Origin of the sequence: Pseudomonas nabeulensis (genome assembly GCF_004682045.1) — a bacterium.
GTDB lineage: Bacteria > Pseudomonadota > Gammaproteobacteria > Pseudomonadales > Pseudomonadaceae > Aquipseudomonas > Aquipseudomonas nabeulensis.
Window position 1 is genome coordinate 25,754 of record NZ_QUZT01000033.1, and the last position, 24,362, is coordinate 50,115.

18 protein-coding genes are annotated in these 24,362 nt (G+C 59.3%); 8 read left to right on the forward strand and 10 right to left on the reverse strand.

From position 1 onward, the window contains the following. Positions 1 to 2 precede the first annotated feature (2 nt). Both DYL61_RS17835 and DYL61_RS17840 read left to right on the forward strand, forming a co-directional pair. The gene (locus DYL61_RS17835) at positions 3 to 1,145 is read left to right on the forward strand and encodes a DUF2971 domain-containing protein (RefSeq protein WP_135309417.1); all 1,143 of its coding nucleotides are present in this window, start codon (positions 3 to 5) and stop codon (positions 1,143 to 1,145) included. 184 nt (positions 1,146 to 1,329) lie between these two features. Beyond that, positions 1,330 to 1,824: an SLATT domain-containing protein gene (locus tag DYL61_RS17840; RefSeq protein WP_135309418.1), complete on the forward strand. Its 495-nt coding sequence runs from the start codon at positions 1,330 to 1,332 to the stop codon at positions 1,822 to 1,824. A 237-nt stretch (positions 1,825 to 2,061) separates the two neighbouring features. On the opposite strand, the gene DYL61_RS17845 is transcribed toward DYL61_RS17840, so the two are convergent. Continuing rightward, positions 2,062 to 2,958, reverse strand: a complete 897-nt coding sequence (locus tag DYL61_RS17845) for a phage exclusion protein Lit family protein (RefSeq protein ID WP_135309419.1) — start codon at positions 2,956 to 2,958, stop codon at positions 2,062 to 2,064. 1,282 nt (positions 2,959 to 4,240) lie between these two features. On the opposite strand from DYL61_RS17845, the gene DYL61_RS17855 reads away from it, so the two are divergent. Then, on the forward strand, positions 4,241 to 4,522 hold the full coding sequence (locus tag DYL61_RS17855) for a DUF3077 domain-containing protein (protein WP_135309421.1): 282 nt from the start codon (positions 4,241 to 4,243) through the stop codon (positions 4,520 to 4,522). Positions 4,523 to 4,756: 234 nt separating this feature from the next. Here the strand turns inward: DYL61_RS17855 and pelG are convergent, their stop codons facing one another. From pelG to DYL61_RS17895, 8 genes are all read right to left on the reverse strand, one after another. Continuing rightward, positions 4,757 to 6,127, reverse strand: coding sequence for an exopolysaccharide Pel transporter PelG (gene pelG / locus DYL61_RS17860; RefSeq protein WP_135309422.1), 1,371 nt, complete (start codon positions 6,125 to 6,127; stop codon positions 4,757 to 4,759). Continuing rightward, positions 6,128 to 7,642 carry a GT4 family glycosyltransferase PelF gene (pelF, locus tag DYL61_RS17865; RefSeq protein ID WP_135309423.1) on the reverse strand — a complete coding sequence of 505 codons (1,515 nt, stop codon included), beginning with the start codon at positions 7,640 to 7,642 and terminating at the stop codon, positions 6,128 to 6,130. Continuing rightward, positions 7,632 to 8,627, reverse strand: a complete 996-nt coding sequence (locus DYL61_RS17870) for a HEAT repeat domain-containing protein (RefSeq protein ID WP_105697673.1) — start codon at positions 8,625 to 8,627, stop codon at positions 7,632 to 7,634. Before DYL61_RS17870 ends, pelF begins: the two co-directional genes overlap by 11 nt. Then, a complete protein-coding gene (locus DYL61_RS17875; RefSeq protein WP_238704581.1) occupies positions 8,605 to 9,972 on the reverse strand; it encodes a PelD GGDEF domain-containing protein in 1,368 nt (455 codons plus the stop codon). Before DYL61_RS17875 ends, DYL61_RS17870 begins: the two co-directional genes overlap by 23 nt. A gap of 5 nt (positions 9,973 to 9,977) precedes the next feature. Next, the gene (locus DYL61_RS17880) at positions 9,978 to 10,496 is read right to left on the reverse strand and encodes a penicillin-binding protein activator LpoB (protein ID WP_105697671.1); all 519 of its coding nucleotides are present in this window, start codon (positions 10,494 to 10,496) and stop codon (positions 9,978 to 9,980) included. A 26-nt stretch (positions 10,497 to 10,522) separates the two neighbouring features. Beyond that, positions 10,523 to 14,101, reverse strand: a complete 3,579-nt coding sequence (locus DYL61_RS17885; protein WP_135309424.1) for a tetratricopeptide repeat protein — start codon at positions 14,099 to 14,101, stop codon at positions 10,523 to 10,525. Beyond that, a complete protein-coding gene (locus DYL61_RS17890) occupies positions 14,079 to 16,892 on the reverse strand; it encodes a bifunctional glycoside hydrolase/polysaccharide deacetylase family protein (RefSeq protein ID WP_135309425.1) in 2,814 nt (937 codons plus the stop codon). The genes DYL61_RS17885 and DYL61_RS17890 overlap by 23 nt, the downstream gene beginning before the upstream one ends. 63 nt (positions 16,893 to 16,955) lie before the next feature. Beyond that, the gene (locus DYL61_RS17895) at positions 16,956 to 17,888 is read right to left on the reverse strand and encodes an NAD-dependent epimerase/dehydratase family protein (protein ID WP_135309426.1); all 933 of its coding nucleotides are present in this window, start codon (positions 17,886 to 17,888) and stop codon (positions 16,956 to 16,958) included. 340 nt (positions 17,889 to 18,228) lie between these two features. Between DYL61_RS17895 and DYL61_RS17900 the strand changes: the two genes are divergently transcribed. From DYL61_RS17900 to DYL61_RS17920, 5 genes are all read left to right on the forward strand, one after another. Continuing rightward, positions 18,229 to 19,197, forward strand: a complete 969-nt coding sequence (locus tag DYL61_RS17900; RefSeq protein ID WP_135309427.1) for an AraC family transcriptional regulator — start codon at positions 18,229 to 18,231, stop codon at positions 19,195 to 19,197. A 259-nt stretch (positions 19,198 to 19,456) separates the two neighbouring features. Next, positions 19,457 to 20,491, forward strand: coding sequence for a DUF1254 domain-containing protein (locus DYL61_RS17905; protein ID WP_135309428.1), 1,035 nt, complete (start codon positions 19,457 to 19,459; stop codon positions 20,489 to 20,491). Between the two features lie 28 nt (positions 20,492 to 20,519). Beyond that, positions 20,520 to 21,335, forward strand: a complete 816-nt coding sequence (locus DYL61_RS17910; protein ID WP_135309429.1) for a MipA/OmpV family protein — start codon at positions 20,520 to 20,522, stop codon at positions 21,333 to 21,335. Positions 21,336 to 21,349: 14 nt separating this feature from the next. Continuing rightward, positions 21,350 to 22,165, forward strand: a complete 816-nt coding sequence (locus DYL61_RS17915) for an acid phosphatase (protein ID WP_135309430.1) — start codon at positions 21,350 to 21,352, stop codon at positions 22,163 to 22,165. 13 nt (positions 22,166 to 22,178) lie between these two features. Next, entirely contained in the window at positions 22,179 to 22,946 is a 768-nt protein-coding gene (locus DYL61_RS17920) for a hypothetical protein (RefSeq protein WP_135309431.1), read from the forward strand. A 90-nt stretch (positions 22,947 to 23,036) separates the two neighbouring features. Here the strand turns inward: DYL61_RS17920 and DYL61_RS17925 are convergent, their stop codons facing one another. Beyond that, complete coding sequence (locus DYL61_RS17925; protein ID WP_135309432.1) at positions 23,037 to 24,353, reverse strand: OprD family porin; 1,317 nt, start codon at positions 24,351 to 24,353, stop codon at positions 23,037 to 23,039. Positions 24,354 to 24,362 lie beyond the last annotated feature (9 nt).

The following is a 24,362-nucleotide window of genomic DNA, read 5'->3' on the forward strand; positions in this document are numbered from 1 at the left end:
AAATGTATGTCTATCGGTATCGATCGTCAAACTTGCTTTCACAAAAAGGCTTACTTTACGATGAATGGTATTTCGCCTCAAAGGAAGAGCTTAACGACCCTATCGATATGCAGTCAAAATTTGAATTTTCAGGCGACTGGACACGAATACTAACAAGTCTATGGGAGAATGATCATGAAGCAAAAATTGCTGCGGCTTATTTAACAAAGATAGGTCCAGTTTCTTATGAGCAGTTAATAATCGACTTTCACGCTCATAAAGAAAAAATAATAGAGCGAGTTTTCAGTAATAGGCACTTCTCACTCATGGAGCTCTCCAAGCTTGAAAATTCGCTGGAACACCTATTGGCACTGCTAAACCTTTATGCCCCTGGCTCGGGATACTCCATCTCATTATCTAGAACAAATTCAGACATGTTGATGTGGTCTCACTATGCCGCGAGTCATACGGGATTTTGTCTGACTTATAGACCGATAAATGGCTGCCTAAATCAGTGTCCAATTAGAAAAAAAGACTCACTAGCTGTTGCAACAAACCACCTCTCATCTGTTAGTGCTGCTTTCGAAATCGAAGATATCAATTACAAAGATCAGCTTCATCCGATAGATGCATTTTCATTGCTACCAGTAATCTACACGGGCTATAGCTTCGACTCAGAATCATCAAGGCTGGAGTATCATAAAAAAGTTAGAGAGCAATTACTTACCAAAAATAAGTGCTGGCAGTACGAGCAAGAATGCAGATTAATGTTGCGTCAGCCCACCAAGTGGATTTCCGGCTGCTCGGCCTATAACAGTTTGCAACGTTTGTTTTATTATGATTTCAGTCAGGTTACTGGAATAATATTCGGTGCGCGAATGTCATCACAGGACAAAGAAGCAATACGAAATATTATTAGTCATAAAATGCTAGATAAATACAAAAATATTCTGGGCGGAAAAACCTATGTTTTTGATTTTCTTTATCAACAGGCAGAGATCTGCCCCAGCTCTAGGTCTGTAAAAATTGTAGATCTTGATTTATATCTGATGGGGTCAATATTGAAGCCCGGTAGTGCGCAGTATGCAGATCGATTGGATAGGTGGAGGAGAGGGGAAGGAATGGCTATCGAAAACGGAAATTTTTCCTATGACCCTATACTCTGAGTGGAATACTCATTAACCCGCTTCCCTATAACTAGGAATCGGTAATATTTTACGCTAGTTAAGCGATGGCAGCCACTTGAGTACTACAAGTTAGAATGATGCGAGAAGCTTCAGATCTTAATTTTAGTAGTGTAATACGATTAGGCCGGCTTTGCCATTTATAGGTTACTTTGTAGGGGGTTATATGTCAGTGGATCTTGAGCTACCAGTTGACACCGAACAGCTGCTGAGAAAATGGTATACACGGTGTAGTACAGTAGCCGTTGGGCATTACAAATCTGCTGAATACTACACTAAAATGCACACGCGATTATCTGGCTCGGCAGCAGTGCTGTCTGCTATAACCGGTACCACTGTGTTCGCGACGCTGCAGAACCAACCCGCATTATGGTTGCAGATAATGCTTGGTTTTTTTAGTATTTTAGCAGCAGTCCTAGCAACATTTTCCGCCTCAATGGCTTATCAGGAAAAAGCAGAAAAACACAGGACTGCGGGGTCTAAATATAACTCCATTGGAAGAGAGTTTGAACAGATCGGATTAGCGACGCCAATAACTTGGGAGCTAATACACAACGTCCGTTCTCGTCTTGATGCATTGGCAGAGGAGGCTCCGCACATTCCACGGAAGATCCATAAAAAAATCGCCAACCCTGCCCAACTATCAAACTGGAGCAACTAAAATTTTTATTTAAGGCGAAGAACTGAAGTTCGGTTTGCAATTTCGCACCCTCGAGCGTCCGCTATTGGCCGTCAGCTGTCGCTTGTGAGCGTCCGCTAATGGCTGTGGATTCAACCGGTCGGGAGCGACAGCTTTAAGCCAAAATCTGCCTCTCAACTATTCTCGATGTCGGCCAAGAGTGAAGTGCTGAAGACCGAATGCACAGAACCTGGAACCGGTGCCGACTTGAATGATCGGTTAATTGTCGCTTTTTGTACGCGATATATCATAGAGCAGATCTCCAAGAATTTCTGAGAAAGTCGCGCCGTCGATATTTGCTTTGACCCCAGCTTCATGAAAAAGGTACTGAAGAACAACCGTGCAGATTGCGTCTATTACTTCATCATTTCCTACTTGGTAGATCGCGATGTTATTGAATATTCGGTCATGTGCTGCTGGGTGCGTATTTCGTAAACACGAAACAATGCCAACCTCTAAGCTCTGTAGACATAGAACAGCGACGGCGAGGCCAAGTGCGCGCTTCTTCAGTTTAGGGTCGCATTGGGGCAGGCCGTCCAGTAGCCATTTGGTCGCATGTTTGTCTGCCTCGCGCTCCTCTTGCTCCGAAAAAGCGGTATCTATCAAAGGGTGCTGCAATACAACGTGCGCAATTTCATGATGTAAAATCCATGCGACTGCACAAAGGAAGAGTTCTGTTGCGACAGCCGAATCATCGCAGCTGTGTGAATCCTCTCTCGGACGAGGGCCTGACTCGGGCCATGGCTCTGTGCCAGTTCCAGTTAAATTGGCTTTTGCCCATTCGAGAATGTCTGCTGACTCCCTGAGTCGCTGGTTACCAACGCAGTCAAACTGCTCCGCGCCAGCTCTTTGAGATTCTGCGTATTCTTGCGTTAGTACCCAGCAGTGGTGTGAAAAAGCCCATAGGTATTCTAGCGATGCAATGGGCAGAACAATCTCTGGTGTTTGGCTATTTGATTCTTTCCGAACTCTAAAACCAAATTGGGGCTCGTCCACCATAATAAGGTCAATTTTGTGATCGTCACGTTGCTGTGCGCATAGATCAGCTTTCTCCGGCGCGACTTTGAATGGGGCACCGGTAATTTGACACTTAAGAAGACAGATGGGAGAACGCATATATTTTATCAGCCAACTCACTTAGAGACACCGAGGCACGTTTGAACGCACCTTGTGCTGGGTTTGCAAGACTAACCTCCTGGCGAGCCACTCACAATCCCTACCCACAGCTCTAGATCAACTGGCCGACTTTGGTCATTCGAATCTCTCGGCGAAGGCTGCAATGGGTCGGAAGCGGCCGTCATGAACGATCACTGTTGGCCGATAGCGGCCGTCTAGCAACGGTATCCTTTAGTCGTTGGTTGTCGCTTACCGTAGTTGGAGAACGAGCCCCCAGACTCAGGAAAGCATGAGAGGCAGCCAAGCACTGATGGCAATCGGTCGACTCTGGCTTTCCCCTCTCGATCAATGCTTAGCGAGCCCGGGTGCCGGGATAGTTTTAGAGATAGACGGATCATCACATATAAATAAAAGCATGACGGATCAGATAGTTAAGAACTTTTTCGACTCTTGGTGCCGCACCATATCTCAAAGTTCCGTAATGCGGGGCTTTGTAGTTTCTGGGGTTTGGAAAGCGCGAGAAATTTTGAGCCTCGTTTTGGCCGAAACGTCCAAAAAGTGTCCACATTTAAAATGTCGAGGCCTGCTTGCCTCACACTCGATCTCGACATTTACGATGCAGTTACCAGCTCCGACAACGCTTCGCCGTCAACCTCAGGCAAATTTGCCGAGTCGCAAAAGTGATCAGCGTCAGCACCTACCGACTGACGTATCGACGTTTCCTGGTAGCTTGAACGACACCCCAGCCAAATACCCGGGGCTGAAATGCGTGTACTTCATCATCAACGCCAACGAAGCATGATCCAGCACCCGCTGCAATGCGTGGATATGGTCACTCACTTGGACTAACAGGTCGCCGCCACGACCTCTCACAGTCGAGCCCAGCTTTATTCCAAATTATGAACTGGCAATAATTATGACCCAGCCATAAAAATCATAATTTAATAAGCCGCCTACTCAACCGTCCCAACGCTTCGGAAAAACCCATCACATCAACATTCCCGATTGCTCCCCCTCCTCCACCACGCTACTCTCCCCCCGTCGCTGCCAATTCAGCGATCGGGCCTGAGAACCCGGCAAGATGCAGGCGCACCAAGCGCCCCCAAAACCCGATTTGCAGGCGTTTTTTTTCGTCTGATAATTCGTGCAATGGCGGCTGTGCGTGGGAGACCTTCGGGTCTGCCGGGTTCCTGTATCTCCGGTTTCTCAGCCTGCGCACAGCTGCCACCCATTCGCCTGAGAACGAATGTGGTAGCTCTCACTCGATATGGGAGTTTTACCGATGACCGCTAGAAATCCGTCTGTACTCACCACCCTCGGCGTTACCCCCTTCTCCTTTCACTCCGACCAACCTCTGTTCCGCGTCAACAGCGGTGTTTCCCTGCCCGAAGCCCTGCATCACGTCTCCAATCTGCTCCACGTTGCGGAGTTGCTCGCCGAGGACGCAGCCATGGCGCGCGATACAGATCGTTATGCCTGGGCATCGCATTATTTGCAGGAGATGAGCAAGGCGGTAATTGATGATGTGGTGAAGGTGCTGGAGTCGCCGGAAAACGCTGAGTAATAGCCAAACAGTTGACATCAATACTGACCCTGCCAATATCAGCCCACTGCTCAGCCTCGTACGCAGCGATTAAGTTCGCTGGCCGTTGGGGTGAAAAAACCGGCCCTTTGTGCCGGTTTTTTCGTTTTGAGCAACTGATTACAAGTCAGTAGGTCTCACCACCCCAACACCCGCCAACAAAAAAGGCACTTACCCCAACCGGGCAAGTGCCTTTTTCACATCCCTACCAGCCCATCACCGCGCCAGCATAAACGTCTCATACTCCAAATCTTCCAGCGTCGACGACAACCGCGCCAACCCCATCAACACACACACCAGCAACGACAACGTAAACCCATACCCAAAGAAGCTCGGCCCCAGGTGCATGCTGAGCAGCGTCAGCGCGCAGTTAAGGACGGCGAACAATACGCACAACTCCAACACCACGCGGCGTTTGTCGAGGTAGAAGAACATGTTGAGCAGCGCCATGAAGACCACCTGGATGCTCACGCCGATCAGGTCGATGTAGAACAGGGGCAGGTAGTAGCTGGAGATGCCGAGCCAGTCGAGCAGGCGTGGGGCGAAGAGGAACAGCAGCACCACGGTGAGGCCCTGGACTTTGCAGATTTCCAGCAGGCCCTGGCGGATCGACAGGGTCATTTCGGTTTTCAGCGAGCCGATGTGTTGCAGGGTCTCGCCGTCGCGGATGGCGCGGAACAGGCGGTCGTACCATTCGGCGAAGTCGGTCTCGATGCGCACCAGGAACACCGCCATGCCGGGGATGATCGCGAGGTAGGCGATGAAGATCGGCATGTCGTACAGGATCGAGGCGCGCAGCGGTCCGATTACCGGGTTGGAGGTGGCCGGGTTGAACCAGAACAGGATCTTGTCGACCCAGATGCCGAAGTTGTAGAAGAACCCGGTCACCAGCAGGCTGAGGAATACGTTGCGACGATTGAGGAAGTCGAAGGCAATCATCTTCTCGGCGCGGTATTCACGCAGGATGTCGTAGAGGTACAGGAACAGCAGGCTGCCGTGCCCGATCAACAACGCCAGCAACAGGCCGGGCATTTTCAGGAAGCTGAGCAGGTAGGCGCTCAGTACCATCAGCGAGTAGCCGACCACCATGACCATGAGGATGCGGTTATATTTTTTCATCCCCGACAGGAAGATGATCACCAGCCACAGGTTGCACAGCACCACGAAGTTCGACAGCACCAGTACGCGGTAGATCAGCGGCTGGTCGAACAGCAGCGCCAGCACGATCACCCCCAGCACGCCGGCACCGACGGTGACCAGCAGCAACACGCCGAGCAGGTTGGGCAGGATTTTTTCGTAGTTGTGTTCGAACAACTGGTCGGACACAAATCGCGTGAAGAACAGCTGCAGGCCACCCGTCAGGATCAACGAGCTGGCCATCAGGTACGTCACCGTGACGAGGAACTGCCCCACCAGTGAGTTGGGCAAGAGCAGGCCCAGGCTGATGATGCCCACCAGCATCACGCTGATGATCGACAGCACCCACGGCCCGGAGCTGATCAGGCCGGCGTACACGTAGGCGTGCAGCGTGGCGGTGTATGAGTCGCGCGAGAGGATCTTGCGCAGTTCGAAGCCAATACCGGCCATTTAACTGTTCTCCATGGCTGCCTGGTACAGGTCGCGGTAGCGCTGCAGCATCAAGGCTTCGGTGTAGTAACGGTTGACGCGCAGCAAGCCGCTGGCCTGTGCGGCCTTCCAGCGCTCGGGGCTGCGCAGCAGCTCGAGGATGGCGGCGGAGGTGGCTTGTGGGTCGGCAATCGCCACCACTTTGCCCGCCACGCCCAGGTCACGGTCTTCGGCGCTGCCGCCTTCGATCAACTCGCGGCACGAACCGACGTCGCTGCTGATCACCGGCGTGCCGGCGGCCCAGGCTTCGAGGATCACCAAGGGTTGTGCCTCGCTGATCGAGGTCAGCACCATCAGGCCCAGTTTCGGCAAGATGTCCTGGATGCGCTGGAAGCCGAGGAAGTGCACACGGCCTTCAAGCCCAAGGCTGGCCATCAAGCTGCGGCATTCGCTGACGTATTCCGGGTCTTCTTCTTCCGGGCCGACAATCCAGCCTTCGGCGTGGGGCATGGCGCTGATCACACCACGCATGGCGCGCAGGAAGGTTTTCACGTCCTTGATCGGCACCACGCGTCCGATCAGCCCCACCACCGGCGCAATGCCCGGCTCGCGGGTTTCCATGGCGCTGGCCCACTGCGACAGGTCGATGCCGTTGGCGATCAACTGCGTGCGGGCCGGGTCGGCGCCGTCCTTGATCTGGCGCTGACGGTTACCGTCGTACAACGCAATGATGCTGTCGGCGCTGTTGTAGGCCAACTGGCCGATGCGTTCGAAGTAGCGCACCCACAGGGTACGGATATACCCCGAACCGCCGTCGAGGCTGCGGTTCAGTGCCTGGCCGGAGGTTTCCGCGATCCACGTGGCCTGGGCCAGGTCGATCTTGCGCTCCTTGGTGTAGATGCCGTGTTCGCTCAGCAGGTAGGTGCACTTCCAGCGGTGCTTGAGGATGCAGCCCAGCAGGCCGGCGTAACCGGTGGAAATCGAGTGCAGCACCCGCGCCTGGGGCATTTTGCGTGACGCTTCGGCCAGCATCAGCAGGGGCGACTGCAACGAGCGCAGGGTCCAGAAATAGTTGACGAACGACGGGTCGGCGCAATGCTGGCGGTAGCCTTCGCTGAGGGTTTCCCAGCTGGCACGGCTGCGCAGTACGTCGTCGAGGGTCATGTGGCCTTCGGCGATGCAGTTGAGCAAGCGCTCGCCCAGCGCCCGCTCGGGCGGGTCCGGGTGATGCAGGAAGCGGTACAGGTCGGCCAGCTGTTGCGGGTCGGCTTCACGTGGCTCCTTGCGGGAGTCGACCGGGTGGGTCGCATCCTCAAGGAACACTTCTTCGATGTGCAGCACGTTGGCCGGCACTTCGTAACGGCGCGAGGTGTACGCCGAACGCTGGCCACCGATGAACATCACCGAAAAGGTCAGTTCCGGCAGGCCGAGGATCATCTGGTGGATCCAGCTCGATACACCGCCGCGCACATACGGCCAGGTGCCTTCCAGCAGCAGGCAGATATCGGCCGTCGGCGTCGCTTGCTTATTGTTCATTCCAGCTCCTCACCAGTTCAGCGAACGGCGGTCGCTGACGGGTTTTCTCCGGAAGGCTGGCGAGCAACCCTGGGATTTCGTGATAACGACCGGCCTCGAACGCCAGCTCGGCGTGGAAGGGCAGCAGTTGTGCAGCGCCAAGACCGTTGCGCTCGGCCTCATGCAACAGGGCTTCGGCGCGCTCATTCTCACCGCGCTCCAGGGCAATGCGCCCGGCCAGCAGCAACAGCTCACCGCCCTCGCCCGCCGCCAGGCCTTGCTCGGCGTGTTCGCTGGCTTGGTTCAAGACGTGCTCAAGCACACTGCCCTGGGCCAGGCCGAGGTAGGCCAATTCCCAATACCAGCGCGCCAACATGCTGTGCACCGGGCCCGCCATGCGCGGACTGACGCCCGCCAGTTGCTCAAGAGCCATCTGGATGTGCAGGTTGATGTCGCTTTCCTGCTTGTCGAGCATCGAGTACGCCAACAGACGCACGTCATCGCTGGGGTCACCCAAGGCCAGCTTGAGGATCGGCACCGCGTCCTTGCCCGGCATGCGGCGCGTCGCCAGCAACGCGGCCAGACGCTGGTCGGGGTTGGGCGCGTGGCGCAACACATCCTGCAAACCGCCGTCGGCGAAGATCGGCGTGCGGGTCTGGGCCTGTGCGCGGAACGGCAGGTCGGGAATACCCACGGCCTGCCAGGCTTGCTTGTCGCGTTTGCGCGGCAGGTACAGCGCCGGGAAGATCGACGCCACTACGCCCAAGGTGCCGATCACCGGCACAAAGAACGCCAGGCTGAAGATAAACAGCGGGCTCCACGGCAACGGCGCACGGTAGCGCGCCGGCAGCAGCAACCACACGGCGCCGCACAGCATCAGGCAGGCAATGCCATGGCTGAAGGTGAACACCAGCAATTGGTGCAGCTGCGGCGCATCGAGCCACAAACTGGCCCAGCTGCCCGCCTCTAACAACACGGCGCCGCTAAACAGCCACTTGCTGATCATTCAGGCCACACTCGTTGTAAAGGAAGTTACGCAGCCCGTTGCGATCACAGCCAGGCTCCAGGTTGAACGGCATGACGCGCACACCCAGGCTGTCCAGGTCGGTGTCGATGCCGAAGTGTTCGTGCAGCAACAGGCCGATACGCGCCAGGTAGCCTTGGGTGCCTTCCGGGCTGGTCAACGGCAACAGCACCAACAGCAGGTGGTGATCGCGGTTGTTGCGCACCGGCAGGTGCAGGTCCAGGCCGCGCTGGCTGCGCTCCATCAGGCGCGTCAGCTCGTCGTTGGCGCGGGTCATTTCGAACGCGAACAACCCGGCCGGCAAGGTGTGTTGTTCCACATCCACCAGCGAACGCTTGAGCTGCAAGGTGAATTGCTGGGCATCCGCATCCGGCAGGCGCAGCACTTGCGGGTCGCGGCGCAACAGGTCGGCGATATGGCCGGCCAACAGCGACAACAGGCTCAGCGTGCGGTCCTGGAAGGCGAAGAACGGCATGTGCCGAACCGCCAGGATCGCCAGCAGGCGGCCTTCGGCGTCGATCAGCGGGATGCACGCCTGCAACGATGAGAACTGCGCCGAGTTACCGGAGTCGATCAGTTCCTGGCGCACGCTGACCAGTTCGCCACGTTCCAGACAGAGCTTGATCAAACCGTCGTCGGTGCCCAGCGGGCCCATCACGCCGATCATGGCCAAGGCCTGGGGCAGCACATTTTTTTCGCTCTCGTCGACGCGGTACAGCCCGGCCACGCGCAGGGCGCCGTATTGTCCGAGCATCGCCACAATGGGCTCAGCCAGTTCGCTCAGCGCATCGCCTTCAACCGGCATGCCGCGCAGTTTTTCCCGCAGGCCCAGCAAGGAGCTGCGCAGGCTCTGGTCGCTGCCGGCCACACGTTGCTCCAGCAGGTCATGGGAAACCCGCAGGATCTGGTGGGCACGGGTGAACTCGTCGAGACGGTACTGGCGGTACTCGTTGGCCATCTGCAGACGCTCCAGCCGGCGCACCCACAGGTCGCGAACTTCACCCACCAGCATGCCGCACACCAGCACGCCCACAATGAATGAAGGCTCCAGCTGGGTGTAGCCCGCATGCCCGCTATAGCGCAGCGCGAACAGCACCGCCACGAGCAAGGCGGCACTGAACAGGCCGCGCACAAAACCGTAACGCACACCCAACAGCAGCGGCGCCAGGATCGGCCAGGGGAAACCACCGTGCATCTGCAACGGGTCTTCGGGGGTCAGCCAGAAGCCTAGGCCGATGGCCAAGCCCGTTACCAGCAGCGTTTCCAGCCAAGACACCGGCCCGCTGGCGCGAGGCGCCAGGCTGTAATCCATGTGTGGAGAATTCATTGCGTTCACTCGAACCGAAGGGCGCCAACAAGTTTGTCGATAACCGTCTGAGCATTGCCCGCCAGGCTTTCACGGGACCAGCCGGCGCGGGCGCCGCTTTTGCTCCAGAGTACGGCGCCGGTCTTGGCGTCCAGTACCCGCAGGCTCACGCCCACGGCCGGCTCGCCGTCGAGGCCGTTCTTGTACTGCCACTCTTCGACGCTGCCGGACACCACGTAATCGAGCTTCTGCTCACGGGCCCATTCCAGCGCACCGTTGAGGCGCTCGTTGTCGTCCATCAGCGCTTGCTCGCCCTGGGTGCTGGCCGGGTAAACGCGGGGTTTCAGGCCATGGCTGCTGAGCACGCTGAGCAGGATCTGCTCGCTGCGCTCACCGGCTTGCGGGGTTTGCGAATAGTTGACCATCGGCACGATGCCCCACTGCGCAGTGCGCGGCAGGTTCGGGCTGTTGTCACTGGTGAAGCTCGAGCAACCGGCGACGAACAGGACTGTCAGGGCCAGGCTCAGGTTACGAATTGCTTGCATAGGTTTTTCTCCCGTAGATTCTGTAATCAGCGCCCGAAACGCACGCCGTAGCTCATGCCCAGTGTGCCGCCGGACTTGCCATCCCCGCCTTGTGGCGCAGATTGGTAACCGAAGGTGAGGGCCAGTTCGTCATCACCCAGTACTTCGAAGCCGATGCCGGTGTTGATGCCGTAGTTAAAGGTTTGGTCGGTCCACTGCCAGCCTGCCGTCATGTCCACCAACCAGGTGTATTGCGGCTTGCTGCGCACCAGGGCGCCCGGAATGCCACGACGCCACGAGGTGCCGACGTAGAGTTGGCCGTAGCGGCTTTGCAGCAGGTCGCCGGATGGAATCGTTTGAAGTTCGTCCGGATCGGAAACCACTTTGATCGGCCCGTTAAAGTCACTGGAGAGGTAATCCAGGTTGCGATCTTTAACGTTGTTTTTCTGGTAGTCCAAGCCACTGCGCACGGTCCAGTTCGGCCCGGCAAACTCCAGCGTGTGGTTAAGCTCCAGTTTCAACGCGTGACCGGTGCCGAGCGAGTCGCCCGCACGGGTCGAGAACGAACGCTGCGCCACTTCCCAGCTCAACTGGTCCCGCGCGGTCAGGCCATGACGCCCACCGACCCAGGCCCGGTCTTGCTGGCCGAAAGCGCGCATCAGCCCGCTGTCGTCGCTCTTGCGATGCCAGTCCAGGCCGGTCTCGATCTGGTGGCTGGAACCCAGCTGCCACATGCGCGACAGGCCCAGGCCGTTGCGGTCGTCATCCTTGCGCTGGCTGGTGTCGGCGAACAGTTTCCAACTGCCGTTTTCCACCGAGCGCACCAGGGTCAGGGCGGCGTTGCTCTCGTCACCGATTTTCGATGAGATCACGTCGTCGCCCTTGTAGTTGCCGTGCTCCACTTCAAGGTCGGCGTACCATTTGTCACCCAGGTTATGGGCGATTTCCAGGCGCGGCGAATCAAACGACAGGCCACCGAAGTCTTGTTTCTGGTACGACAACAGCGCGCCTTGCGGTGTGCTTTCGTGGATCTCCACGGCCTGGCGGCGCAGTTGCTCATTCACCGAGTCCGGCTGGTCGTCGCCCAATGCGGACAGGCTGGTTTCCAGGGCCTCGTTGGTGCGACCCAGACGGCTGAGTGCCTGGGCACGTTGCGCCGGGTTCAGGTCGCTGCTGGCCAACAGGGTTTCGACCTGAGCTTTATTGCGGCTGCGCAGGGCTTCCTGGATCTGCTCGTAACGGTCGACCTTGAGGCCTTGGGTTCGCGCCCAGGCCAGCCAATCGTCTTTCTGTGCTTGCTGGTTGGTTGCATCCAGGCGCGCCAACAAGCGCTCGAACCACAGCTGTTTCATCGACGGCGAACCGTCTTTCCACTTCATCAGTTCATGCTGGGCTTTTTGCGGCGAGTAGCTGCTGGACATCAAGCGCAGCCAAATGCCGTAGCGCTGGGACGACGGTTGCAGGTTGTCGGCCTCGGGGCTGCGCAGCAACTTCAAGCGCAGGCGCTGGGCGGCATCCTGGTAGCCGGAAGTTTCCAGGGCGTCCGCATATGCGGCCTGCACCAGCCAGTCGTTCGGGCTGAGCTTGAGGTACATGCGATACCAGGCCAGGGCCTCGGCATCACGCCCCAACAGTTGGCTCGCGCTGGCAAACGGCAGCCACAGCAAGCGGTCTTCCCGTGCATAGGCGCGCCATTGGGTCAGCAGTGGCTTGAGCTTGGCCGTATTGCCCTGGTCGACATACAGCCAGGTCAGGCGCTCGCGGAACAGGTTGTCATCGGGGTAGCGCGACAGGCCCAGCAGGTACAAGCGCTCGGCCTCGGCGGTATCGCCCTGTTGCACGGCCAACGCGCCGCGTACCGCCAGCACTTGGGCTTGCTGGTAGGCATCCGGGTACTGCTTGGCGTCTTCCAGCAAGGCGACCACTTGGTCCCACTCTTCCAGTTCCTGGGCCAACTGCAACGCTTCGACCAAACGCTGTGGGTCTTGGGCGCGGTGCCAACTGTCGACCATCAACTTGAGGGCACGCTGTGGGTCACGGGTGCGGTACAGGGTGATCAGCTGGCTCTCATCGCCACTGGTCAGCTTGCCGTTCAGAGACAGCAGTTTTTCCAGGGAAACGCGCAGGTCTTCATCACGTTCCAGGTCCCAGGCGAGGGCTGCACGGGTGCGCCAGTATTCCGGGTCGTCGATGGACGGGTCGTCGGACTTCACCACTTCCCAGGCCGCTTGTTCGTCGAACAGCTTCATTTCGGTGCTGGCCCAATCCACCAGTTCGGCGGTGGTCAGCTTGTAGCGTTTGCCGTAGTCCTTGTAGACCTTGCTCTTGGCCGCGAACTGCCCGGTGTTCTCCAGGTTTTGCAGCAAGCGGGTCCACGCCAGGCGGTGGGACGGGTATTTGCGCAGGTAGCTGTGCAACCAGTCTTCGGCTTCGGCCGGGGTGCCGCGGGACTCGTGACCATAGATCAGCGCATCCAGCTCGATATCGGTGAGCGGGCGTTGTTGCATGATTTCGGCGAGCAGCGGGATCGAGCGATCAAAGTCGAATTGCTGGCTGGCCAGGCGCCAGGCGTGCTCGCGGGTTGCCGGGTCTTCCTTGAGCTTGAGCAGACGAATCCAGTAGCTCAGCGCCGCCTGATTATCGCCGCGCCATTCACCAAGCTTGGCCATTTGCTCCAGCAACTCGGTGTCGTCCGGGTAATCGACCACCAACTCCTGGCCGGTTTCCCACGCCCCCGCCAGGTCATTAATGGCCAGGCGCACGTGGAATTCCTTCACGAGGATTTTGCGGTTGTCGGGCTCCAGGTCATGCCACTGCTGGAGCACGCGCTGGGCGAGTTCGAATTGCTTGGTCGCAACCGCCACATCAACGCCCTTCTCCAGCCACGCCACATCGCTTTTGGCGTTGGTAAGCCGCGGTAGCTCGTCCGCCAGCACCTGTGCGGCCTGGTCATCGCGGCCGGCCGACAGCAGGCTGTTGAATGCCAGTTCGGCGTACTCACGTTGCTCGGCCGGCTCCTTGGCGTCCGCCTTGAGTTGCAGGTAGATCTGCGCCGCACGCGCTTGCTGCTCGCCTGCCAGATACCACTGCGCGGCGGATTTGAGCGCCTCGGTGCGTTGCGCCGGATCACGCCCGGCGATCTCTTCGAACACACTGGCGGCAAACGCCGGGGCTTGCAGGTTCAGCGCCAGCTTCGCCAGGCTTTGCAGCTGGGCCACCGGCAACTTGCGATGATCGAAGCTTTCCAGACGCTCGACCAACGCCTGCTGCGTGATCAAATCGCTGCCATTGGCCGCGACCAGCGCGTCCAGTTCCAGGCGGTAGTAGGCCTGGATTTCCGGCTGCGGCTTGGGCCAGGCGTCCACGTGCTCACGCGCCTTGGTGTAGTCACCCAGGCGAATCAGCAAATCGACCAATTGCAAACGCAGGCGATCGTCGTCCGGGTGCGCCGTCAGCAACAGCTCGGCGTAGTTGGCCGATACCGCATCGGGCTCGCGTCCGTCTGGCTGGAATACTTCTTCACGCTGGAAGGTCGCCCACAGCAGACCTCCCACGGCAACCGCGACGACCGCCAGTGCCCAGGGATTGAGCAGGCGGTTGTTCTTAGTTGCAGAGGAGTTGACCATTACTCACCTGCTTCATAGGTAATTGAAAAGTCCACAGGCCGGCCGAAGCCTTGCCCGCGAATCGCTGCCCATCCACTTCCACACGGCAGGCGGTGGCCGAGCGCACGGAGAAGGTCAGGTCGAATTGACCGGCAAACGCGAAACTCACGCGGCGATCATCCAGGTAACGCCAATCCAGCAACGGCAGGTTGGCTTCTTCCAGCGCCGGCCGGGTGTCCCGGTCGGCACGCAACACCAGCAACGCCTTGTCGCTGCTCAGGGCTACGTAGCGCCCTTGCGGCAAGTCGCGCACACCGGCAATGCCCTGAGACTTGAGCAAGTCCGGCCAACCCATTTGCGCGTCGAGGCGCACGGTACGCAGGGCATCCATCCCGCGAATCTGCCAGGCACCGTCAGCGGTGCGCGCCAGGCTCGACTGGTAGAGGCCGTGCAGGCGGTCAAGGTAGTCACTCATCCACAACGACATCGGCTGTTGCCCGCGCATGTAGCCGTAGATCTCGTGCATGGCCTTGATCGAGGCCTGCTTGGTGCTGGAGTAAAAGTGGTAGTAGAGGTGCAGGCCGCGCAGGCGGCGCGGGCTGTCGGTGAGTTCGAAGGTTTCGATCAACTCACGGAAACCGTAGTACGGGCCTTTCCACAGGTTGGTGTAGAGGTTTTCGTTGATGATCGGCGCGTAGTACTGCAAGCCGCCTGGGGTGGGGCGCAGCAACGGGTTAAGGCCTGTCAGCGAAGGATTGGCCTTGGTCATGATGGTTTCGGCACCGTTGACGTTTTTCAAGCCGGCGTCGTAGGCCAGCTTGATGGTGTCGGACGATGGCAACGCGTCACCGGGCCAGAACACCAGCTTCACCGGTTTCTCCGGGGTGGTCAGGTTCTGGTTGATGTAGTCACGCGAGCCGAAGATTTCGCGGCGAAAATCGATTTTGTCGTAGCCGGGGATCTTCATGTTCAAGCCGTATTCCGGATTGAAGTTTTCGCGCTTCTTGGCTTTTTCCGGCTGCATGAAAAACGGGTGGCTGTAGGTGTGGGTGGCCACTTCGACTTTAGGGTTGGCAAAGATCTCGCGGGCAATCGGCTCAAGCTCGCGGGCCAGGAACGGGAAGGCGCCACGGGGTGAGATTTCGGCTTCGATGATCGACACCGAGGTCAGGAACGGGTTGGGCTTGATGTAGTCGTCCAGGGTGTGGCGACCGGCGTAGGGCGTACCCATGACTTCGGCACGGGAGGGAAAGCCATCACCGTCGATATGCACGGTGGCGATGCGCCGGCCGTTTTCGGTGGTGGTGTCCGGGCGCGGCTGCTCCGGCAGGCGCAGGCTGGCCTGGAGAAACGCGAACGGATCAAGAATCCAGCGGCTGCGTTCGTTGTTGATTTCAAGCAGATAAGGCGCCAGCGCCAAACCGCCCCACTTGCCCACGACCACGGGGTTGAACACCGCACCATTGACACCACTCAGGGACAACGCCGGCGTCGGCCCATTGGGCAACACCGACACCGCAGCCAAGTCACGGGAGCGCGGTACTACCGGTGCTTCAAAGGCGCCCAACAGCGCCTTGTCCTGGTGAGTGATGGTCAGCGCCTGAGTCGCAGGCGGCACATCCCGCTTGAGGCCCAGGCGCTTGAGCAACAGCTTGTCCTCAACCGGCAAGCCGCTGAAAAACACCACCGGGACTTGTTCGTCCAGGCGCGCGTTGATAAAGCGGTTGAACGCCGGCGTGTCCTGCGGCGGGCCGCTGGTCATCCACGTGACCACACCGGCGTACAAGCCGCTGAAACCGTATTGCGGCAAGTCACTGTCGGCGGGCAGATAGTCAACCCGGTAGCCGAGATACTCCAGCAACCCGCCAAGGTTGCTATGGCCGGCCGTGTCTTCCAGCGCGCCTTCACGCGGGTCGAAGATCAACGCAATGCGACGTGGCTGCACTTCGATGCTGCTGATGCCCAGGGTATTGAGGTCGGGCGTGCTGATATACGGAATGAAACCTTCGTCGCGCAGGCGCTTGGCGAGCTTGCGGGCTTCTTCGCGACGCTCGGGCGGCAAGTAGTCGATGGCGACCAGCGGCACGCCCTTGGCGCGCAGGGGTTGCAGGTGGGTTTCGAGCCACTGGCGGTCGGACTCGGACACCGGGCGATAGCGCTTGGCGGACGCGTCCCAGCCTGCATGAATGGATTCGACCGCCACTGCCGCCGCGACGCCGTCCAGTTCGGGCAGCACTTCAAAACCCCGGTTGAAGAACAGCTTCAGGTTGGGCTGGCGCTTGTGCAGTTCACGCAACAAGCTGGCCAGGCCAACGCGCTGCGCTTCACGGGACGCCTGGGGCATCAACTGGAAGCTGTCGAGGGTGTCGAGAAACAGACCGGCATAGCCCTGGGCTTCCAACGCCTTGGCGCGACCGAACAGGTGCTCGCGCCAGGCCGTCGACGTGAGGTCCATCACCTGGCTGTTCCAGGCGTCGTTGCGTACAGGGGAAACCGCTTTGGTCAGCCCGGCCTTGTCCACTGCGGCCTTGTTGCCGTCGAACTCGCCGATGGAAAGGTAGGCAAACGGCTGGCTGCCCAAGGTGCGCAGGGTTTTCACGTCACCCGGGGTCATATGGCCCGGCTCGACCACGGCCCAGTCGAACTGTGACAGCTCGGGCAGCGGCGGCTTATCGGCGTACCAGAAGGCGACGCTGGTCGGCTGGGACAACGCCGCAGCGTGGACGGCTGGCACACCGACGAACAAGGCAAGCGCCGCTAGCAGGCGCTCGGCGATCGCGCGGACACGCGTCCTGCGAAAAACGATTTCCATAATTGCACTCTTGAATATGACTGAGCTGATACCGCGTTGACGCCGGGCACGGTGACCGGCGAATTACAAACTACGCAAAAGCTGCGCTAACCCCTGGCCGATGGAAGTCGGTTCCGGGAGTGCAAAGCGCTCGAGCAAACGGGTGTTATTGGCACGCGAATGGCGAATGTCGCCTTGACGTGGCGCCTGGTAGGTCACGTTCAGCGGGGTGCCGATGGCAGTGCCCAACTCAGCGATCAAGTCGTTGAGGCTGGTGGCGCGATTGAGCCCGACGTTAATCGCACCCGGCGCCGGTTCACTGGCCTCGACCGCCTGCACCAGAATGCTCACCAGATCTTGCACGTATACGAAGTCGCGAGTTTGACCGCCGTCACCAAATACGGTGATGGGCTTTTTCGCCAACGCACGCTCGGTGAATATGCTGATCACGCCGGAGTACGGCGAGGACGGGTCCTGGCGTGGACCGAAGATATTGAAGAAACGGAAGATCACCGGTTCCAGGCCGTGTTCGCGGCGGTAGAAGTCCAGGTAATACTCACTGGACAGCTTGTCGCTGGCGTACGGGGTCAACGGTGATTTTGGGGTATCTTCATCAATCGCTGTGCCTTCGCCGTTGTTGCCGTAGGTCGCGGCGCTGGACGCGAAAACCACACGCACCACACCGGCCTTGAGCATGCTTTGGCACACGTTGAGGGTGCCAACGAAGTTGGCTTGGTGGGTCGCAACCGGATCGTCCACCGAGGCTTGTACAGAAGCGACCGCCGCCAAGTGCACGACGGCGCTGCAATCACGCATGGCGCGGTCCACAACGGCGCTGTCGGCGACATCGCCTTCGACCAGTTCCAGGTCGGGATTGCCAACCGGCAGGTTGGCCACCTTGCCGGTGGACAGGTTATCCAGCACGCGAATCTTGTAGCCTTTGCCCAGCAACGCATCGACCAGGTGTGAACCGATAAAACCTGCACCGCCTGTAACCAGAATTCGTCCAACGACCATGTAGATTACTTCCTAAGACTCGCGCACAGCCGCAACGGGCCGAGCCGGCTAAATAAGGTGATAGTGTTTAATGGGAGCCCCGACTGGCGAGGTCCAAGCCGCAACATCCCTACTTCTTGAAGCACCACAGCATGGGACGAATTTGCGTCATTTAATGTCATTTTAATGGCTTAGAGCCATCAAAATCGCCGTGGATGATGTTGGATCCATAGGGAACTGTCAACGTTTTGTCTTGTCCGCCGCCAAGCGGTCGATTTTCAGCCTGTGGGCGCCAGTTATTTGACAACATAAAACCAACGATGGGGCGATCACTCCATCCAAATGAACGGTGCGAATACCCATGACCCACGCAGCGCCCGCGATCAAACTCAGTACGCTTCGGCAAATCGCGCCTTACCTGAGCCTGCGCGGGGTGTCGCCGCTGGAGTTCTTTCGGCGCTTTGGTATTGCCCCGCAGGTGTTCCAGAACCCTGAGGCGTGGGTGCCACGGGCGGCGTGTTTTCATATCGCCAACGAGATGGCAGCGGCGGCCCAGGACCCCTTCGGCGGCGCGGTGGTGGGCCACCTGACCGATGTGCGCTCGACCGGGGTATGGGGCGAATTGATCCTGGGCTCGACCAACCTCGCCCAGGCGTGTGCGGCAGCGGCGGTGCATACGGATCTGCTGCACCAGGGCAGCGAAGTGAAGATCATCACCGAAGGCCGTACGACGCGACTGATCCAGCACTTCACCGGGCAGCACGAGTTCGATCCCAAGCAAGTGATTTTCGGCACCCTGGCGGTGCTGCGCAAAGTGCCGCTGCTGTCCGGCGCGCCCGGCGCCATCCGGGTCCACCTGAAAAACCCAAGGGAAAAAGGCGACGAAGCGCTGGAAGAGTTCCTGGGGCCGAACCTGGAGATGAACGCGGCGTACAACATGATCGAATTTGATCGTGAGCTGCTTGAAATTCCCCTGCTGCCGGTTCGGGATGTAGCCTGGAAAACCACCCAGGCCTTGAAGTCCACCAGTGACGCCGCTGATGTGCTCGCCCAGCAGATCGCCGACCAGGAACAGTCCAGGCTCAGTGCGATTTCGAAAACGATTGGGCTGTCTGTTCGAACGCTGCAACGGCGCCTTGAACATTGCGGCATCGACTTTGACGCGTTGCGTGACGAGACACGTCGCAGCGAAGCCCTCCAACTGATCGCCAGCGGCAAATACAGCGCGACCGAAATCGCCTACATGGTCGGCTACAGCGACCCAGCGCACTTCACCCGCGCGTTCAAGCGCTGGACCGGCACCCCACCCTCGCGCTACCGCACCTTGTAGGAGCCCTATTACACACTGTCCCCGTGGCGAGGGAGCTTGCTCCCGCTGGGCCGCAAAGCGGCCCCGCTCTTCGTTTAAAAGAATGGGACTGCTGCGCAGTCCAGCGGGAGCAAGCTCCCTCGCCACAGGTTATGTCTTGCCCTCTCTAATTCTTAACCCACGATCCTGTTTTGCTTTTGGCACCAAATGGCAAGTTTGGGCCGAGGCGTTCTTTTACAGTCAAAAAGTTAACGCCAACTGATAAGAGCAAGAGGTTTCAATGTCCCATTTATCCACCGCCTGCGTGCTGACCCTGGCGCTGGCAACGCTTGGCAGTGCGAACGCGCAATCATCCTCGGAGGCAGCCATACCGGTGGGTGTGGATAACTTTGCCCGGGCCGAGTCCGACCTTTACCTGGGAAAGATGGTAGCCACGGGCAGCCTGGGCCGGTTCGTCCATAGCCGCGAAGCGGTGCCTATCGACGCGCAGAATGTGGTGCGGATGAATCGGGACACGCTCTACTCATCCGCGGTGTTCGACCTCGATGCCGGCCCGGTCACGGTCACCTTGCCTGAGGCCGGCGGGCGGTTCATGTCGATGCAGGTGGTGGACGAGGATCATTACGTCCCTCTCGTTTCGTACGGCGCCGGCCGCCGCACGCTGACGAAAGAGGCGATCGGCACACGCTACGTGTTTGTCGCGGTGCGCACGTTTTTCGACCCCTCGGATCGCAAGGATCTAGAGAAGGTGCATGGGCTGCAGGATGCAATCATGGTCAGCCAGGCCAAGGTCGGGGAGTTCGTCGTTCCGAAATGGGACCAGGCCAGCCAGGCCAAGGTGCGCAGTGCCCTGGAAATCCTCGGTTCGACGATTCCCAACTACAACCAGTCCTTTGGTCCCAAGGGCGCGGTCAACCCGGTTCATCACCTGGTCGGCACGGCGACGGGGTGGGGCGGCAACCCGGCCAAGGACGCGATCTACCTGGGCGGTGTAACGCCAGCGAACGATGGCAAAACCGTGTACCGGCTCAAGGTCGGCGACGTGCCGGTCAATGGCTTCTGGTCCGTGAGTGTTTATAACGCCGACGGCTACTTCCAGCAGAACCCGTATGACGCTTATTCCTTGAACAACCTGACCGCCAGGAAGAGTACGGATGGCTCGATTGTCATCCAGTTCGGCGGTTGTGACGGGAAGATCGCCAACTGCCTGCCGACACCCCCCGGCTGGAACTACACGGTCCGGCTGTACCAGCCCAGCGACGCCATCTTGAACGGCACGTGGCGTTTCCCGACGCCGCAACCCGCCGCCCTCTGATTCCGCTATTCAGCCAAGGATAGAAACAATGAAAAACGCTCCCAAGCTTATCGCAGGTGCGGCACTTGCCTGGGCAATGACAATGCCCGCACACGCCGACGCTTCACGTGAACCGTCCGTGACCGTCGGCGGCGGCCTTGCCGTAGGCCCGCTATACGAAGGTTCTTCACACTACGCCGCGTTCCCGTCTCTAAAACTCAAAGCCGTGTTGCCGACTGAAAACTGGGGCCAGTTCACCGCGGCGTTCCCCGATGGCCTGCGCTGGGACTTGCCAGGGCTCGCGCCATTTGGCGTGGCGTTGCTGCTCGGCTACGACCAGGGACGCAAGGAAAGAATCCACACCCTGGGCGGTCGTGATGATTACCTCAAAGGCATGGGCAACCTGGACAGCACGGCGCTGGTCGGCGCAGAAGTCTATTGGATGCTGCCGGCCGGTCGCCTGTTTGTGCGGGGCCTGCAAGCTGCCGACAACCGCGACTACGGCGGCGAAAACCTCGGACGCACGCGCTACCTGGAAGCCGGTTTCGCCAGCGCCTATGCGCTGTCGTCGACCTTGACCCTGGACTCGACCCTCTACGGCACCTGGAGCAATGACAACGACATGATGGCGCGCTTCGGCGTCACCGCCCAACAAGCGGCGCGCACCGGGTTTGAGCAATACCACCCCGGCGGCGGCATGCGCGATGTGACCTTGAAGCTGGGCCTGACCTGGCAATGGCAGCCGCAACTGGCGCTGGAAGGCGGGATCAAGACCTACGCCCTGGTTTCCGATGCACGCAACAGCCCATTGACGGGTGAAAACGTCGGCGCAGGCGCCTATCTGAATGCCCTCTACCGGTTTTGATCAGGGAACACGCGATGAACACACTGCATAAACAGCTGGGCCTGGTCGGTTTGCTCTGCTCGGGGTTGGTACTTGCCGACGAAGCGGCCACCCAGGTCACGGACCCGCACTTCAAGCTGGCGCCGGGTTATTTGGATTCAAAGGACTTGCCCCTGCGCCTGGCGCTGCTGGGCGCACCCCCCAAGCCTGGTTCTGCGGCGCTTGCGCGGGATGAAGAAGCACGGCGCGCGGCACTGTCGTTGCGGGGCACCGCCCGGGAAAAACTCGCCGCCAGCGACGCGGAGTTGTCATTCCCCGGCCCGGCGCAAGCGTTCTCCTGCGCAATGGGCACACCGATCACCGAAAAAACCACACCGCACCTGTACACGCTGATGCAGCGCACCCTGACGGACGCGGGCGGTTCCACCTATGCCGGGAAAAATGCCTACAACCGGACCCGACCGTTCGTGGCCCATAACGAAGGCACATGCCGAGCAGATACGGAGCCGCTGCTGCGCACGGATGGTTCGTGGCCGTCCGGTCACTCCGCCGCCGGTTGGGCCTGGGGTTTGTTGCTGGCCGAGGTTCAGCCGGCGCGTGCGACCGAACTGATGACCCGCGGGTTGTCGTTCGGCCAGAGCCGGGTGATCTGCGATGCGCATTGGCAGAGCGACGTAGATGCAGGCCGCATCATGGGCGCGGCGACGGTAGCGAGCCTGCATAGCAACCCGGCGTTCCTCGCGGACCTGGCGGCTGCTAAAGAAGAGGTCAAGGCGGCCCATAAAGCCGGCCTGAAACCGACGCAAGATTGTGCAGCCGAGGGCGTGGCGCTCTCGCTGACCCAGCACTGATCGGGGAATGATCATGAGGCACAGTGACAAACCCCGCTCGCCGCTGCGACACCTGGCCATGCTGATGGGCGCATTCGCGGCAATACCAACCCTGGCCATGGCCGAAGACACCGATGGCTGGACCTTCAACGGCGGCCCCTACGTATGGGGCGCCGGTATTCGTGGGCATGTGGGCCACCGCAGCACCGGCACCCAGTTTATAAAGTCCGACTTCTCCGACATCGCCAAGACGGTGGATATGTCGGTGATGCTGATGGGCGAGGCACGTCGCGGCCCTTACAGCCTCCTCGCTGACCTGATGTATATCGACACCGACACCCGCAATCGCCTGGGGGGCATCCTGGCCAACAAGCTCGAGGTCGAAAGCAAGACCGCCTCCGGGTTCCTGGGCGGCGGCTACACGCTGCTGGGGGATGAAAACCGCCGCCTGGATGTGGCCGGCGGCATGCGCGTCTGGTACAGCAGCACCACCCTCACCTTTCATGGCGGGCTGGCGGGCGGCCAGTCCGGCTCCGACAGCGCGACCTGGGCGGATGCCATGGTGGGGTTGCGCGGGCACTATGGGGTGAATGAGCGGTTCTGGCTGTCATCGTGGGGCATGGTCGGCGCCGGGCAATCCCGGGAAGACTGGGACCTGGCGGCGTTGGCAGGCTGGGAGTTCTGGCCGGGTTTCTCAGCGGTGGCCGGGTATCGGGCGATGGGCGTGAATTATCGCCATGATGGTTTCGTCTACGACATCGTGCAGAAGGGGCCGTTGCTGGGGATCAGCGGACGGTTCTGAACAGTCCCGGCACGACTGACCGGCCCATAAAAAAACCCCGAACCAGTCGGGGTTTTTTATCGCCTGGGATCAGGCGCGACGTGCGATCAATTAGAAAACGTTGATCGGGTAGTCGGCGAACAGACGGATTTCGTTACCGCCTACGTTGTAGTCACTGGCGTTGCTGGAGACGCGCAACCACGACGCACGAGCGCGCAGGCTCAGGTCTTTGGCTGGGCCGCTCTGAACCACGTACTTGAACTGGTTGAAGATTTCACGCTCGGTGCCATTGCCACGGCCCGAGCCGTCGTCAATGTTGGTACCGCGCACGTAAGCGATGTTGTAGCTCAGGCCAGGCACGCCGAAGGCACTGAAGTCCAGGCCGTAGCCAGCTTGCCAGGAGCGCTCGTCCTTGCCGTTGAAGTCAGACCAGTAGGAGTTGGCCAGCAAGATGGTGTTGCCGCCGTCGCCGATGCCGCCAGCGTTGCGGTAGCCGCCGTACAGGTAGCCAGTGTCGCCGGTGCTGCGCTGGTGAGCGATGGTGAAGCTATGCGGGCCGACAGCCCATGTAGCGCCCAGGCTCCAGATCTTGTTGTCGCGGGCGTCTTCGTCACCTTGGTTTTCCAGGGCGAAGCTCTTGTCCAGCTTGGTTTTGTAGCCGTTGAAGTCAAACGTCAGCGACTGCTTCTCTGGCAGGGCCAGCACGTAGTTGACGTTGACGTATTGCTTCTTCAGCACGTCCTGCATGTCGGAAGCGTACAGAGCAGCCGACAGGCTTTCGGTGAATTTGTAGCTACCACCGATGTAGTCGATGCTTTTCAGGCGGCCGCTGTCAGTGCCTTCGGCACTTTTGCGGGCTTCCTTGGTGAAGTGACCAGCGTCCAGTTGCAGACCGGCGATCTCTTTGGAAACGATCGAAGTACCGGTGTAGGTTTCGGACAACAGACGGGAGTTGTCATATTGCAGGACCGGCACGGCCGGGAACTGGTCGCCGTATTTCAACACAGTGTTGGAAACACGGAATTTGACGGCTGCGCCGCCCTTGGCCAGATCGTGTGGCGCGTCGCCGTTGCGAGTCGAGCCATCTGCACGCGTGGTGCTGGAGTCTGGCTTGAAGAAGTCGATACCACCCGCGCCAGCGCGGCCACGGCCACCGTCCAGGCGAATCGCGTATTGACCGATCACGTCCACACCCACACCGACGGTGCCTTGGGTGAAGCCGGACTCGAACTTACCGATGAAGCCTTGACCCCATTCGGCTTTGTCTTGCTTGCCGTTTTTGTAATCGCGGCTGATGTAGGCGTTACGTGCAGCGATGTTCAGGTGGCTGTCCTCAACGAAACCCTTGGATTGATCCTGGTCGTTGGCCATTGCTGTCGATGCGCTCAAAATCCCCAGAGCGATCAGACTCATCCGTTGCTTCAACATTTTCTTGTA